Annotated in this window: 16 protein-coding genes; 6 read left to right on the forward strand and 10 right to left on the reverse strand. The window is 74.1% G+C overall.

Annotation, left to right across the window (positions count from 1 at the left end):
* Positions 1-53: 53 nt before the first annotated feature.
* The 7 genes from ACIA8F_RS34825 to ACIA8F_RS34855 all read right to left on the reverse strand — a co-directional run bounded on the left by ACIA8F_RS34825 (position 54) and on the right by ACIA8F_RS34855 (position 6,622).
* Positions 54-1,289: a cytochrome P450 gene (locus ACIA8F_RS34825; RefSeq protein ID WP_399384915.1), complete on the reverse strand. Its 1,236-nt coding sequence runs from the start codon at positions 1,287-1,289 to the stop codon at positions 54-56.
* Positions 1,286-2,524, reverse strand: a complete 1,239-nt coding sequence (locus ACIA8F_RS34830) for a cytochrome P450 (protein WP_399384916.1) — start codon at positions 2,522-2,524, stop codon at positions 1,286-1,288. Before ACIA8F_RS34830 ends, ACIA8F_RS34825 begins: the two co-directional genes overlap by 4 nt.
* A complete protein-coding gene (locus tag ACIA8F_RS34835; protein WP_399384992.1) occupies positions 2,521-3,171 on the reverse strand; it encodes a GTP-binding protein in 651 nt (216 codons plus the stop codon). The genes ACIA8F_RS34830 and ACIA8F_RS34835 overlap by 4 nt, the downstream gene beginning before the upstream one ends.
* A gap of 37 nt (positions 3,172-3,208) precedes the next feature.
* Complete coding sequence (locus tag ACIA8F_RS34840; protein ID WP_399384917.1) at positions 3,209-3,571, reverse strand: DUF742 domain-containing protein; 363 nt, start codon at positions 3,569-3,571, stop codon at positions 3,209-3,211.
* Positions 3,568-3,969 carry a roadblock/LC7 domain-containing protein gene (locus ACIA8F_RS34845; protein WP_399384919.1) on the reverse strand — a complete coding sequence of 134 codons (402 nt, stop codon included), beginning with the start codon at positions 3,967-3,969 and terminating at the stop codon, positions 3,568-3,570. Before ACIA8F_RS34845 ends, ACIA8F_RS34840 begins: the two co-directional genes overlap by 4 nt.
* Positions 3,966-5,747, reverse strand: coding sequence for a sensor histidine kinase (locus ACIA8F_RS34850; RefSeq protein ID WP_399384920.1), 1,782 nt, complete (start codon positions 5,745-5,747; stop codon positions 3,966-3,968). Before ACIA8F_RS34850 ends, ACIA8F_RS34845 begins: the two co-directional genes overlap by 4 nt.
* 209 nt (positions 5,748-5,956) lie before the next feature.
* Positions 5,957-6,622, reverse strand: a complete 666-nt coding sequence (locus tag ACIA8F_RS34855) for a hypothetical protein (protein ID WP_399384921.1) — start codon at positions 6,620-6,622, stop codon at positions 5,957-5,959.
* Between the two features lie 193 nt (positions 6,623-6,815).
* Between ACIA8F_RS34855 and ACIA8F_RS34860 the strand changes: the two genes are divergently transcribed.
* From ACIA8F_RS34860 to ACIA8F_RS34875, 4 genes are all read left to right on the forward strand, one after another.
* Positions 6,816-6,944, forward strand: coding sequence for a hypothetical protein (locus ACIA8F_RS34860; RefSeq protein ID WP_399384923.1), 129 nt, complete (start codon positions 6,816-6,818; stop codon positions 6,942-6,944).
* 366 nt (positions 6,945-7,310) lie between these two features.
* Positions 7,311-8,303, forward strand: coding sequence for a RimK family alpha-L-glutamate ligase (locus ACIA8F_RS34865; protein ID WP_399384924.1), 993 nt, complete (start codon positions 7,311-7,313; stop codon positions 8,301-8,303).
* Entirely contained in the window at positions 8,300-9,097 is a 798-nt protein-coding gene (locus ACIA8F_RS34870) for a RimK family alpha-L-glutamate ligase (RefSeq protein ID WP_399384926.1), read from the forward strand. Before ACIA8F_RS34865 ends, ACIA8F_RS34870 begins: the two co-directional genes overlap by 4 nt.
* 213 nt (positions 9,098-9,310) lie before the next feature.
* Entirely contained in the window at positions 9,311-9,994 is a 684-nt protein-coding gene (locus ACIA8F_RS34875) for a DUF4232 domain-containing protein (protein ID WP_399384927.1), read from the forward strand.
* A 35-nt stretch (positions 9,995-10,029) separates the two neighbouring features.
* Here ACIA8F_RS34875 and ACIA8F_RS34880 read toward each other — a convergent pair whose 3' ends face one another.
* Both ACIA8F_RS34880 and ACIA8F_RS34885 read right to left on the reverse strand, forming a co-directional pair.
* On the reverse strand, positions 10,030-10,413 hold the full coding sequence (locus tag ACIA8F_RS34880; RefSeq protein ID WP_399384929.1) for a VOC family protein: 384 nt from the start codon (positions 10,411-10,413) through the stop codon (positions 10,030-10,032).
* Between the two features lie 61 nt (positions 10,414-10,474).
* Positions 10,475-10,660, reverse strand: coding sequence for a hypothetical protein (locus tag ACIA8F_RS34885; RefSeq protein ID WP_399384930.1), 186 nt, complete (start codon positions 10,658-10,660; stop codon positions 10,475-10,477).
* A gap of 112 nt (positions 10,661-10,772) precedes the next feature.
* Between ACIA8F_RS34885 and ACIA8F_RS34890 the strand changes: the two genes are divergently transcribed.
* Together ACIA8F_RS34890 and ACIA8F_RS34895 are read left to right on the forward strand one after the other, a co-directional pair.
* The gene (locus ACIA8F_RS34890) at positions 10,773-11,825 is read left to right on the forward strand and encodes a zinc-dependent alcohol dehydrogenase family protein (RefSeq protein WP_399384932.1); all 1,053 of its coding nucleotides are present in this window, start codon (positions 10,773-10,775) and stop codon (positions 11,823-11,825) included.
* Between the two features lie 208 nt (positions 11,826-12,033).
* Positions 12,034-12,762 carry a phosphatase PAP2 family protein gene (locus ACIA8F_RS34895; protein ID WP_399384933.1) on the forward strand — a complete coding sequence of 243 codons (729 nt, stop codon included), beginning with the start codon at positions 12,034-12,036 and terminating at the stop codon, positions 12,760-12,762.
* A gap of 43 nt (positions 12,763-12,805) precedes the next feature.
* Here ACIA8F_RS34895 and ACIA8F_RS34900 read toward each other — a convergent pair whose 3' ends face one another.
* Positions 12,806-13,924, reverse strand: a complete 1,119-nt coding sequence (locus ACIA8F_RS34900; protein ID WP_399384994.1) for a DUF2330 domain-containing protein — start codon at positions 13,922-13,924, stop codon at positions 12,806-12,808.
* Positions 13,925-14,146: the final 222 nt, after the last annotated feature.

The following is a 14,146-nucleotide window of genomic DNA, read 5'->3' on the forward strand; positions in this document are numbered from 1 at the left end:
GCGCCAGCCCGCCCCCTCGGCACCTCATGCTCGAGGGGGCGGAACAGTGGAGGTCAGGCCAGCAGGACCGGCAGGTCGAAGAGGTCGTTCTGGGTGAGGATCGGCTTGTTGCGGAGCTCCGTCCGGGGGACGGCCAGGGTGAGGTCCGGGAAGCGGGCGTACAGGGCCGGGAGGGCGACCAGGGCTTCCAGGCGGGAGAGGGCCGCGCCGGGGCAGACGTGGGGGCCGTGGCCGAAGGAGATGTGCCGGTTCGGGGTGCGGGTGGCGTCGAACTCCCCCGCCGTCTCGCCGAACTGGGCCTCGTCGCGGCCGAGCGCGCCGAAGGAGACGATCAGGCCCTCGCCCTTGGGCAGGATCCGGTCACCGACCTCCACGTCCTCGGTGGCGAACCGGATCAGGACGTGCGAGGTGGGGCTGGACCAGCGCAGGGTCTCCTCGATGACGTTCTCCCAGGAGACCTCGCCCTTGAGGACGAGCTCGCGCTGGACCGGGTGGGTCTCCAGGGCGACGACCGCGTTGACGATCAGGCTGATGGTGGTCTCGTGGCCGGCGGCGACGATCAGCTGGAGGGTGTTGGTGATCTCCTCGGTGGAGAGGTGGTCGCCGTCCTCCGAGGCCTCGATGAGGGCGCTGGTCAGGTCGTCGCCCGGGTTCTCCCGCTTGGACTCCACGATGCGGGAGAACAGCGCGCCGAGGTCCGCCATCATCTGCGGCACCTCCTCGGGCAGCGTCTGCGTGGAGAAGAACTTCTCGAACAGGGCCTTCAGCCGCGGGTGTTCCTCGGCGTCCACTCCCATCAGGTCGCTGATGACGTTCATCGGCAGCGGGTACGCGAACTGCGCCTTGAGGTCGACGGTCTCGCCGGCCGGCAGCGCGGCCAGCTTGTCGAGCATGCCCGTGGTCAGCGCCTCGATGCCGGCGCGCAGCTTCTCGACCCGGCGTACGGTCAGGGCCTGCGCGACCAGGGTGCGCAGCCGGCGGTGGTCCTCGCCGTCGACGGTGAGCATCGAGCGGCCGGGGTTGGCGAGGCCGATCAGCGGCCAGTCCAGCGGGATCTCGCCGCGCTGCCAGGCGCCCCACACGTCGATGTCCTTGACGATCCGGGGATCGGTGAGCAGCTTGCGCGCCTCGGCGTGGTGCGTGACGGCGTACACCGACACGTCACCGGGGAGGACCACCTGGACCAGCGGACCCGCGGCGCGCAGCGCGGCGCTCTCGGCGTCGAGGTCGGCGACGAAGGGGTCCAGGACGATGGCCGCGGGGCCGGTGTGGTCGATCGGGCACGTCATCGGGTGGCTCCAAGGGCGGGGGTCGGGGTGTAGGTGACGGGAAGGGCGGTGAGGCCGCGCAGCCAGGGCGAGGGGCGGCGGGTCAGGTCCCCGGCGGGCACGGCGAGGTCCACGTCGGGCAGCCGGTCGAGGAGCACCTCGATGCCGGTGCGCGCGATGACCTCGGCGACCTCCTGCGCGGGGAAGGGGCAGCGGTGTTCGCCGTGCCCGAAGGAGAAGAAGGCGTTGTTGCCGCCGGTCAGCTCTCCGGCGTCGGTGCGCACGTGCGGGTCGGCGTTGGCGGCGCCGATGCCGAGCAGGACGAGGTCGCCGCTGCCGATGCGCTGTCCGCCCAGGTGGGTGTCGCGGGAGGCCCAGCGGCCGGCCACGTTCTGGGTGGGGGTGTCCTCCCACAGCACCTCGTTCATGGCTTCGCCGACGCTGTGCCGGCCGCCCGCGAGGGAGGCGGCGAAGCGGTCGTCGGTGAGCATGAGACGCAGGGAGTTGCCGATCCAGTCGGCGGTGGGCTGGTGGCCCGCGGCCATCATGACCATGAGGTCCTGGGCGACCTCCTCCACGGTGAAGCCGGACCGGTTGGCGAGCATCCGGGAGACCACGTCGGGTCCGGGCTCGGCGAGCTTGGCGGAGAGCAGCGCGAACATCGACTCGGCGAGGTGCTGCTGGCCTTCGAGGGCGCCCTCCCGCCCGTTGATCATGTCGTTCATGGCGCGCACGAGCCCGGGGCCCTGGGCGTCGGAGAACCCGTAGAGGCGGGCGAGGACGCGCAGCGGGAGCAGCATGGCGTACTCGCCGACGATGTCGCAGGAACCCTTGCCGCACAGCTCGTCGATCAGTTCGTCGGCGAACCGCTCGGCGTGCCCCTTCAGTTCGAAGGGGTCGACGGCTTCGAGGGCTTCGGAGATGACGGCGGCGCGGTCGCGGTGGCGTTCGCCGACGGTGTAGAGGATCGACGGCTGGCGCCGGCCGATCATCGGGAGCAGCGGCCAGTCGGCGGGGATGCGGTCCCACTGGTTCCACAGCTCGGAGTCCCGGGAGAAGAGCACGGGGTCGCTGGTGACCTGGTGCAGTTCGCGGTAGCCGAGGACCAGCCAGGCCGGGACGTCTCCGTCGAGGACGACCGGGGCGACGGCCCCATGGTCGCGGCGCATCTCCCGGTACAGCTCGCCGGGGTCGGTCTGGAACCGGGGGCCGCCGAGGTAGACGGGCTGGTGCTCGGGGGCGGCGGGGCAGGTCACGGGGTGGGCTCCGGGGTCTGGGACAGGGGGCTCGGCTGGAGGCTCGGCCGGGTGTGCGCCAGCGCGGCCGTCTGGAGGTGCTGGACGAGGGAGATCAGGACCTGCTTGCTGGACTCCCGGGAGCGTGCGTCGCAGAACACCAGCGGGATGCCGTCCGGCAGGTCGAGGGCGGCCCGGATCTGCTCCGGGGTGTGCTCGGGGCCGCCGAAGTCGTTGCAGGCCACGACGAAGGGCGTGCCGTGGTGTTCGAGCCGGTCGATGGCGTACCAGGAGTCCGCCAGGCGCCGGGTGTCGACGAGGACGACGGCGCCGAGGGTGCCGGAGAACAGCCGGTCCCACAGGAACCAGAACCGCTCCTGGCCGGGGGCGCCGAACAGGTAGAGCACGTTGCGGGCGTCGAGGGTGATGCGCCCGAAGTCGAAGGCCACGGTGGTGGCGCTCTTCCCGCCGATCCCCTGGGTGTCGTCCACGGCCTCGCCGGCCTTGGTCATGGTCTCTTCGGTGTTCAGCGGGCGGATCTCGCTGACCGAGCGGACCATCGTGGTCTTGCCCACGCCGAAACCGCCCACGATGACGATCTTCAGTCCGTTGTCGGCCGTGCTGCGCAGGGCCTGTCGGGGCCGGAGCGGTTCGGCCACGGCGGGCACTGCGCCCGTCGGCGACGCGGCTTCGGGGATCGTCGCGTCAGAGATTGCGGAGTCCAACGAGCACCTGCTCCAGGATGTCGGGGTCGGTAAAGCTGTACGCCGAGTTCGCCGTACGCGGGTGCCGGGCACGGATCCGCCCGGTGGCGAGCAGGTCGGCCAGGAGGATCCGTACGATCGACACCGGCAGGGCGAGCTCGGCCGCGATCTCCACGACGGCCGTGGGGAACTGGCACATCCGCAGGATCGCCGCGTGCTCGGACTGCATGCCGGGCGCCGGATCGCTTTCGGCGACGACCAGGGTGACCAGGTCGAAGACGTCGGAGCCGGAGCGGCTGCGGCCACCGGTGAGGGTGTAGAGCCGGTCCGGCGAATCGTCCCGGCCCGGCCGGGTCCGGCTCATCCCCGGGGCCTGGCGATGAGGTGTTCGCCGAGCTGCTCGACCAGTTCGGACATGTTGTGGCCGACGAGTCCCGCGTCGGCGTCCTCGCCCGCGACGAGCGCGAGGTGCGCGCCCTCGCCGGCCTCGACGATGAAGAGGATCCCGCCGTAGAACTCGGCCATGGCGGAGCGGACTCCGCCGGTGCCGTCGCCGAACTCGATGGACGCCCCGTGGGAGAGGCTCTGGATGCCGGCGGCGATCGCGGCGAGCTGGTCGGCCTGGTCGACGGAGAGCTCGGGCGTGCGGCACAGCTTGAGGCCGTCGCGGGAGAGCACGAGGGCGTGGCGGGCGCCCGGTGTGCGCTCCAGGAGGCCTTCCAGGAGCCAGTTGAGCGTCTCGTCGGTAGTGGAGCCGGTCATGATCGCGTGTTGCCTTCCGGGTCTGGGGTGTGCGCGGGCTGCTGCTCTTCGCCGGGGCCGCCCGGGGCTCCGGTTGCTGTTCCGGCGGCTGTCGCGCCCGGCGCTGCTGCGCCCGCCGCTGCGTCCTGCACCGAGACCGTCACCGCGACCGTCGCTGCGTCAGGCGCCGTGTCCGGGCCCGCGCCCGGTGCCGCCGCGCCGCGGACGGCCTGGCGGAAGCTGCCGAACCGCGCGGCCGACCGGGACGCCCCGCCGGCCGGGGCCGTACGGGGATCGGCGCCCGTGCCGTCGGCGCCCTCGGGATGGGCCGCGGCCAGGGTCCGGCCGCGGCGGCGCTGGGGCAGGCCGCTGTCGCCGAAGTGCGGGTGCTGGCCGGTGGATTCGGAGGCGGCGGCGCCCCCGGTTCCGGCGCCGGAGCGGGCTGCGCCGGTGTCCGCGGCCCCGCCGTCCGATGCCGTACGGTCCTGCGCGCGGACGCCGTCTTCCCGGCCGGCGGCGGTGTCGTGCACGGCCTCGGGCTCGGGCTCGGGCCCGGCGGGTGCTGCGGACGCGACGGCGGCCTGCGGCGCGACCCGGGCGGACGACTGCACCGGGGCGGCCTGCGGCGCGGCGGGGCTGTCCGCGGGCGTCCGGCTGATGAGCTCCTGCGGGAGCATCATCAGGGCGCCCGTACCGCCGCGTGCGGAGGGCCGGAACGATACGGTCAGTCCGTGCTTGCGGGCGAGCCGGCCGACGACGGCGAGGCCGAGCCGGGTCCCGGAGAGTCCGGCCAGGTCCAGGGAGTCGGCGGTCACGGCCTGTTCGGCGCGGCGCAGCTGGACCTCGCTCATGACGAGGCCGCTGTCCTCGACGGTGATGACGATCCCGGACGGCACCTCCTCCACGTAGACGTGGACTTCGGCGGTCGGCGGGGAGAAGTTGGCCGCGTTGTCGAGGAGTTCGGCGAGGGCGTGCATGACGCCCTCGGCGGCGTGCCCGGCGACGGCGGCGTCGCTGGTGGAGTGGAGCCTGACCCGCTGGTAGCCGCCGATGCGGCCCATCGCGCCGCGCAGGATCGACTCCATGACGATCGGCTTCGCCCAGCGGCGGCCCGAACGGGCTCCGGTGAGGACGGCGATGGAGTCGGCGAGGCGGCCGGCCTGGGCGGTGCGGTGGTCGAGGTGGAGCAGGTCGCCGAGGACGTCCTCGTCGGCGTGCCGGTGCTCCATGTCGCGCAGGTCCGCGAGCATCCCCGTGGCCAGGGCCTGCATCCGCCCGGCGGCGTTGGCGGCGGCGGCCATGGCGGCGGCCCGGCCGGACTCGGCGCGGCGCAGCTCTCCGCCGAGCCGCTCGCGGGAGGCGTTCTGGGCGGCGGCCAGGCCGTCGAGTTCGGCGGAGTGGACGGCCGTCAGGTGGTTCAGTGCGGCGGCGTGCTCGGCCGTCAGGTGCTCCAGTTCTGCGGTGTGTTCGCCGGTGAGACGGGAGCGTTCGGCGGTGTGCGCGGCCGCGTCGCGGGTCGCGTCGGCGATCAGCCGGGCGATGTGCGCGTCACGCGCCATCAGTTCGGTCCTCAGGCCGGATATCCGGGCGCGCTGGATCCGCGAGGTGCGCGCGCCCCAGGTGACGGCGAAGGCCGCGACCGAGAGCAGCAGGACGCCCGCGCCGGCGAACCAGCCGAGGGCGGTGGCGATGGACGCCGGGGCCGCGGCCACCGCCGCCGTGGTGAGCGCGCCACCGGCGACTGCGGTGATCAGCAGGGCCAGCGCGGAGGGGCGAAGGGGGGAGGGCGACGCCGTCATCAATCAAAGCCTCATACCGGGCGTAAATGGAGGAGAAGGTTCCTGGCAACGAGGGATCACTATAGGAGAGTTGTTGATCGCTTTGGGCAGTCTCTGACAAGTTTTCACGTCACCCGGGATCAGTAAGGGTTCTTCTGTAACCATTTGAACGGAAGCCAGTTCACGAACGTCTCGGCATGCGGCCCACGGGCGCGGCCGCACGGAAGCACTCAGGACCTCTTCCAGCGGTTGCGGCCGTCAGACCCGGGGCCGCACACCATCGGCGTACCTGCCTCGGTCACACCGGCCGCTCCGGCGGGCGAGCAGAACGAGCCGGGGTGGACAACCCGGGAGGAACCGCCGCCGGTGGAGCCGCCCGTGGAGCCCCCACTGCCGGTGGATCCGCCGCCCGTCGAGCCGCCGCCGGTTGCCGAACCACCGGTTGCCGAACCGCCGGTTGCCGAACCACCGGTTGCCGAACCACCGGCGCCGCCGCTGGTGGCGGGCTTGCCGTCCGGAGCCTGCGCAGCCGGCGGCGGGGCGGGTTCCGGGGTGAGCCGGTCGCCGATCCTGGCCGGGCAGGTCGCCTCGGCGAGGTGGAGGACGACCGTGGCGGCCGCGCCGTCGACGAGCGCCCCTTCCTGCCCGCACACCTTCCACGCGGCGGGGTCGGCGGGGAGCTGCACGTCCGCATAAGCACTGCGGGCCTCCACCTTGACCGTCCGGGTCAGGGCCTCCTTCCACGTCCCGCCGGTGAACTGCGGGATCCCGGGCGGCAGGAGCGGTGGCGACGCGGTCACGGTGACCGCGGGGGCCGCGGCGGCGGTGACCGTGACGGTCGGCCCGGGAACCGGCTTCTCCTTGACCTTGGTCACCGTCTCCGGACCCCACGCCATGCCCGCTACGACGAGGACGACGAAGCCGCCGACGAGGATGCCGCAGCCGCTCAGGCCGACGCGCTGGCCAGGACTGAGGGGGCGACGGGGAGGCGGTCCCGCGGGCGGGGGCGGAAGGGGACCGGGGTAGCCGTAAGCAGGACCCGAAGGAGGCTGCCCTTGGGGGTCGTGGGGCCCATAGGGAGAGGGGGACATGGGAGTACTCCTGAGGTGCGTGCCCGGACACGGACACGGCCGGGTCGCCGGTGGCGAGGGCAAGGGCGCGGGCAAGGGCGAGAGCGCGGGAGGGGGAGGGGGTACGCGGATCGAGGCCCGGCGGTGAAGCCGCGGCGCGGAACCGGCTGCCCACTGCCCGGCCTCCGGGGTCATCCGGAGAAGGGCTGCGGGGGTTGCGCCGCGGTCGGGGCCCGGGCAGTCTTCTGCCCCTCCACCCGCAGCCGTTGGGCTCGCCGATCGGCGGCCTCACGACGAACCTCGGGAAGATTACGCACCCTTGGTGGCACGGTTTGCCACCGGGGGTGCCGAGGCGGTTGACGACGGGTCACGAGAGGAGTCGAACCCGGCGGCCGGGGCCCGTGTCACCCCCTCCCGGCACGGACCGATCGGCACATTGCGGCCCATGACATCCTGTGACGTCACAACTCGCCGGGCGGGATCGGCGGACGTCCGGGGAATACGAGGAAGATCCATGAGGCTCTGCTTCCTGGTGGAGGAGCACTACCGCCACGACGGCATGCCGAACGAGGTGGTCCGGCAGCTGAAGTCCTGGGGCCACCGCGTGGAAGTGCTGAGGCCCGGCGGATCGCTGCTGCGGATGAGCGAGGCGGTCGACGCCGGGGCCCACGACGCCTGGGTCCTGAAGACGGTGTCCGGCGGGCCCGGGCTGACCCTGCTCGAAGCCGCCGCCGCGGCCGGGGCGACCACCGTCAACGACGCCCGCGCGATCCGGGGCGTACGGGACAAGGCGCTGGCCGCCGCCATCGGACGCGGGCGGGGCCTGCCGCTGCCGCCGACCTACGCCGCGGCCCGGCCGGAACTGCTGGCGCAGATACCGGCGTCGGAGTACCCGCTGGTCGTCAAGCCCGCCGACGGCAGCTCGGGGCGGGCCGTGCACCTGGTCTCCTCGCCGGACCGGCTGGCCGCGATGCTCCCCGAACTGGCGGGCGAGGGCATGCTCGTCGCCCAGCCGTACGTCCCGAACTCGGGCACCGACCTCAAGGTGTACGCGGTCGGCGGGGAGCTCTTCGCCACCGAGCGGCGCTCCCCCCTGCATCCGGACACCTCCGTCCCGGAGCGGCTCGTCCCGCTGTCGGCGGAGATCGCGGAGATCGGTGCGCGGGTCGGGGAGGTGTACGGGCTCGACCTGTACGGGGTGGACGTGCTGCTGGGGCCCGACGGGCCGGTGGTCGTGGACGTGAACGACTTCCCGAGCTTCCGTCAGGTACCGGACGCGGCGGCCCGGGTGGCCCGCGCGGTACTGGACCTCGCGCGGGGTGCTGGTGCACGGTCCTGCCCGGGCGCCGGGTCCGCCCTCCTCCACCTGTCGGGACAGGAGGTGTCGATCCCCCTCCAGTCCACGGCCGCGGCCAACGCCACCGCCACCGCCACCGCAGCCGCCGTGGCCCCGACTCCCTCGGCCGCCTCGGCCGCCTCGGCCGCCTCGACGGGAGAGCCCGTATGAGGATCGGCCTGATCACGGACAACCCCGGCCACCCGCTGCTCTCGGCGGCGGCCGGCCTCCTGCGGGCTGCCGGGCACCGGGTGGAGCTGCTGGATCCCGGCTCACCGGACGCGGCGGGCCCGCCCGCGGGAACCCCGGCCGATGTGTACCTCCTCAAGGCGCACACCCCGCCCGGACTGGAACTGGCCCGGCACCTGGAGCGGCTCGGGGCGCCGGTGGTGAACTCCGCCGCGGCGACCACGCTCTGCCAGGACCGCACCCTGATGGCGGAGCTGGCCGGCCGGGCCGGGCTGCCGTTCGCGGGAACCCGTACCGTCGGCCCGCTGGCGCGGTGGGCGGCCGGGGTCTCGCCGGCGTTCCCCGTCGTCGTGAAGAGCCGTCACAGCCGCCGTGCGGACCTCGTGGCCCGGGTCGACGACGTTGCGGGGCTCCGGAAACTGGCGGACGAATGGCCCGACGAGCCGGTGGTGGTACAGGACTTCGCCCCGAACAGCGGCTGGGACCACAAGCTCTGGGCCATCGGTGGCCGCGTCTTCGCGGCCCTGCGCCGTTCGGAACTCTCCCCGGAGGGCCGCGGCCCGACCCTGCCACTCCCCCGGCTCCCGCAGGGATGGGCCGAGCTGACCCGCCGGGTCGGCGCGCTCTACTCCCTGGACGTCTACGGCGTCGACATCATCGCCACGGCCGACGGCTCCCCGCTGATCGTGGACGTCAACGCCTTCCCCGGCATCCGCGACCAGCCGGGCGCCCCCGAAGCCCTGGCCGACCTGGCCCTGAGCCGCGCGAAGGGCTAGGGGGTGTCCGGCGGCGCGCTTGCCATGCCGTGCCGTGCCGCGCCCCGATGCCCGGCCCGGTCCGGTGTACGGCGCCGGGGTGACCCTCGCACGTCATGGGCGCGTCACGGAACCGCCACAGCGGCGCTCGGCGGGAACCTGCTCGGGACAAGGAGCCGTGTTCCTGCACGCGAGTGCCGGTGCCGGACCGGTCGTGAACCTCGGGGAGCACCCATGCAGTACACAGCAGGCACCGCCCGGACCGCGGCGGCGCTGGCGACGGCCCTGGCGGCCGCCGCCCTGATGACGGGCTGTACGCCGACCGGCGACGGCGGCGGGGCCGCCGCCCCGGCGGCGCCGCCGGCACCCTCGGCCTCGTCGACACCGACTCCGCCCTCGCGGCCGGCCGAGGCCACGCCCACCGGCGGCGACAAGGGCGGCACGACCGGTGGTGCCGGGGGCGGCAAGAAGAAGCCCTGCGCGGTGGACGACATCAAGGTCTCCGAGGGCCACCAGGCCGACGTCCGCCCGCCCGGCACGGGGACCGGGGCGGCCGTCGTCTCCGTCACCAACACCTCCGCGTCCCCCTGCGCGGTGTACGGGTACCCGACGGTCGCGGCGGCGGGCAACGGTTCTCCGGACAAGAACAAGCCCCTGGCCACCACCCACACCGGTCCCGGCGCCGCCGACCCGGTGCTGGCCCCGGGCGCCCGCGCCTGGACGAAGCTCACCTTCGTCCAGGTCCAGGGCGAGGCGGACGGCTACTGCGCGTCCGGTGCGACCCCGGCCTCGTACCCGACGGCGGTCATCGGCGTACTCGGCGCCGGGAAGCACCAGATCGCCATGGACGACGGGGTGTTCGCCTTCTGCGACGACAAGGTGACCGTCACCGCCTGGTCCTCCGCCAAGCCGTCCTAGGGGGTGTCTTGTCGATCAGGCCGGGCCGTGAACGGTCAGAGGGGTTGCAGCCGGGTGCGCAGGAGGCAGAACTCGTTGCCTTCCGGGTCGGCCAGGGTGTGCCAGCTCTCGGCGCCGGTCTGGCCGACGTCGGCCGGACGGGCGCCGAGCGCGAGCAGGCGCTCCAGCTCGGCGTCCTGATCGCGGTCGACGGGGCTGACGTCGATGTGCAGGCGGAGCTTCCCTCTGCGCGGGTCGCTGCTCGGGCTGAGCACGAGAGTGGGCTGCGGACCTCCGAAGCCGGCGCCGGGCGGCCCGATCTCGATGCTCCCGTCGTCCTCCCGGGCGAGCTCCACGTAGCCGAGGGCCTCGCTCCAGAACGCGGCGAGGCGCTCGGGGTCGGCGCAGTCGATGACCAGCTCACTGATGCGGCTTACCATGCCCGCCAGTGTAGGGAGACCCCCGCGAGCCGGACCGTTGGCCGGTCCGGCTCCCGGTCGGCTACTTGATGACCTCGACCTTCTTGTCGCCCGCGGCGGCGTACGCCGAAGCGCTCGCGCCGAGGGCGGTGACGGTGAGGGCGAGCAGGACGGACACGGCGACCGCCGTGGCGCGCTTGCCGGTCGTCCGGCCGGCCGTCTCGCCAGTCATCTGGCCGGTCGTCGTGCGGGCCGTCTTGCGGGTCATGGGGTCCCCCTGATGGTGTGTGGTGGTCGTCCCGGCAGCTTCGCATCCGGGTCCCGGGCCGACAAGGGAGCCCGGGGCGGGCGGACGGATCAGGCGAGTGGAGGCGGTCGGCGTGCGCGCGGTGGTGTTCGAGCGGTACGGGGAGCCCGGCGAAGTGCGGGACGTGCCGGATCCGGTGCCGTCCGACGACGGGGTGGTCGTACGGGTCGAGGCGACGGGGCTGTGCCGCAGCGACTGGCACGGGTGGATGGGGCACGACCCGGACATCACGCTCCCGCACGTGCCGGGCCACGAACTGGCCGGTGTGGTCGAGGCGGTGGGCCCGAGGGTCGCCAACTGGCGTACCGGTGACCGGGTGACGGTGCCCTTCGTCTGCGCGTGCGGACGCTGCGCCGAGTGCGCCGCGGGGCAGCACCAGGTGTGCGCTAGGCAGACGCAGCCCGGATTCACGCACTGGGGGTCCTTCGCCGAGTACGTGGCCCTGGAGCACGCCGACGTCAACCTGGTGGCCGTGCCCGAGGAGCTCTCGTACGCCACCGCTGCCGGGCTCGGCTGCCGGTTCGCGACGGCCTTCCGGGCCGTCGTCGTACGGGGGCGGGCGGCGCCGGGCGAGTGGGTCGCCGTGCACGGCTGCGGCGGGGTCGGCCTGTCGGCCGTGATGATCGCCGTGGCGGCGGGAGCCCGGGTGGTGGCCGTGGACACTGCGCCGGCCGCGCTGGAGCTCGCGCGCGCCTTCGGGGCCGCGCACTGCGTGGACCCCGGGCGGGCCGACGCGGCCGAAGCCGTACGGGAGCTGACGCGCGGCGGTGCGCACCTGTCCCTCGACGCGCTGGGTTCCCCGGCCACGGCCGCGGCATCGGTGTCCGGGCTGCGCCGGCGCGGACGCCACGTACAGGTCGGGCTGCTTCCCGCGGCGCAGGGGGCCACGGCGCTGCCGATGGAGCGGATCATCGGCTGGGAGCTGGAGGTCCTCGGCAGCCACGGCATGGCGGCGCACGCGTACCCGCCGATGATGGAGCTCGTCCGCTCCGGGGCGCTGCGGCCCGATCTGCTGGTCACCTCCACCATCCCGCTGGACGGGGCGCCGGACGCACTGGCGGCGATGGGGGCGGCGCGCGGGCCCGGGATCACGATCATCCGGCCGGGGGCCGACGCACGGAACTGACGCGGCGCGGAGCTGACGGGACGCGGAGCTGACGCGGCGCGGAACTGTCGGGCTGCCGGTCACGAGGGCTTGTGGTGCGCGGTGGGCATGGCTACATTCCCTGATTACACGTGTAAGCACGTGATGTGGCCACACAAAACCCGCCACACCCCCTGCGTTCCCCTCGTCTTCCCCTCCTTCTCCACCCGCCGCGAGAGGCAGCACAGCCATGTCCACGATCCCCGTTGACCCACCCCTCGAAGTCGCCGCACCCGCCTCCGCGACGGACCGGGGCAGCCGGAGCACCGGCACCCTCACTCTTGGAATCGCCCTGCTCGGATCCGCCGCCGCGCTCGGGCTCGTCGTACGGAGGGACGCCGGCCGGCCGTCCTTCCAGTCCCTCGACGACCGCTGGCTGTCCTGGATGGGCGGACCGCACGAGGGGCTGCCCTCCGCGGTCGCCGCGCTGCTGAACTGGTTCGGGGGCCCGCTGGGTTCCGTCGTCCCGCTCGCCCTGCTCGCGTTCCTGCTCGTCCGGCGGCGCTGGGTGTCGGCGGGGTTCCTCTTCCTCGCCTACATGGCCGGGAACATGCTCGTCGTCCAGGGCCTCAAGCACCTGGTGGACCGGCCGCGCCCGGAGAACCCGCTGGTCCGGGTCGACCACGGCTCCTTCCCCTCCGGACACGCGGCTGGTGCGGCGCTCCTGGTCGTCCTCGTCGGCGTGCTCCTCGTCCCGGCCGCCCGGCGCCGGGCGTGGTGGATCGGCGGCGCGGTGTTCACGGTGGCCATGATGTGGAGCCGCACCTGGCTGCACGCGCACTGGCTCAGCGACACCGCCGCCGGAGCGGTGGCGGGCGCCGGAGCCGGGCTGATCGCCTGGTGGCTCTGCGCCCCGGCACTGGCCCGGGAGGCCGGCCGGACCGCGGAGCGCGCGCACAGCTACCGGCGGGCCGCGTAAGGCCGGCCTCCCCGCCCAGCGAACCGCGGGCTTCCCGGCGCCGTTACGCGTCGGGGCGCCCCGCCCCCGCGGCCGTCCGGCCGCGGCTCAGCCGCAGCGCGGCCAGGACGGCGGCCAGGGCCACCGCCGCGAGCACGCCCCCGAGCGCCAGGATCCAGACCGGAACGCCCCCGGCCGTGAGCAGCTCGTCGGTGTACTCGACCCGGCGGTACGGGGCGTCGCCGGCGGCGGCGCGCAGTTCGTGGTCGCCGTCGATCCGGGACGGGACCGGGAAGCTCTGGTCGATCGCGGTCAGGAACACCGGCTCCGCGCCCGCGAATTCGGCGACCGGTCCCGTCGGGGTGATCCGCCCGGCGAAGGTCACCTCGGGCGCGTTGCCGCCGATCGCGGAGGCGGGTTCCATGCGGTGCTCCGCCAGGACGTACAGACCCAGGGACTGCGCGGTGGCGGCCAGGCGCGACAGCCGCATCGGGTAGACGAGCCGGTCGCTGTCGAAGCGGATCAGGAGCGGGTCCAGGGTGCCGCGCAGGACGGCCCCGGGCTCCCGGGGGGCGAGGCGTACGGCGACGTACTCCCAGTGCTGGGCGACGTACGGTTCCAGCTCGGCGGAGAGCCGGTCCGGGAGCAGGAACCCGTTGGCTCCGAGCCAGTCGCCCAGCGCCTCGGGGTCGGTGGCGGTCAGGCGGGCCACGTCGAAGTCGCCGAGCCGCTCCCGGCCGATGACGCCGACCTGCGCCTCGGCGCTGCCGGGCGGGGCGGCTCCGGCCGCGTCCCCCCGGCCGGAGTCGAGGGGCCAGTCCCCTCGTCGGGGCCAGAAGTAGCCGCGGGTGCGGTACTCGGGCCCGGTCAGGGCCACCAGGTTCGAGAACAGCGCCGCGTCGCCGAGGCGGACGGTGGCCCGTCCCGGTACGGGCATGACCCAGGCGGCCCGCTTGGCGTCGCCGCCGACGGTGAACCGCATCGCCACCTGTTCGGTCCTGCCGTCCCAGCGGACCACGGAGGCTTCGCGGGAGACGCCGATCCGCGAGGTGCCGTCGGGGACCATGGCCCCGCAGCCGCAGGCGTAGGCCGGGCCGACGAGGGACCCCAGCTGGGTCGCGAGCAGCGCGAGCAGCAGCAGCCCGGCCCTCCGCCCGGCCCACCGAACCGCCCGCACCCCCACCCTCGACACTCCGGCCACCCACTCCCTTGCGCCCCACCCCCTCGCCACCCACTTCCTCGCAACCCACCCCCTCGCCACCCGCTCCCTGGCGACCCGCCCCCACGCCACGCAATCCCCCGCCGTCCGCACCCCTGCCGCTCGCACCGTCTCCCCCACACCCTTCGCTCGGTCACCTGCGGTCTCGGACGGACGGCGGCGCGATCCGGTTCCGGTCACCTGTGT

The organism is Streptomyces sp. NPDC051563 (genome assembly GCF_044454225.1).
Taxonomy (GTDB): domain Bacteria; phylum Actinomycetota; class Actinomycetes; order Streptomycetales; family Streptomycetaceae; genus Streptomyces.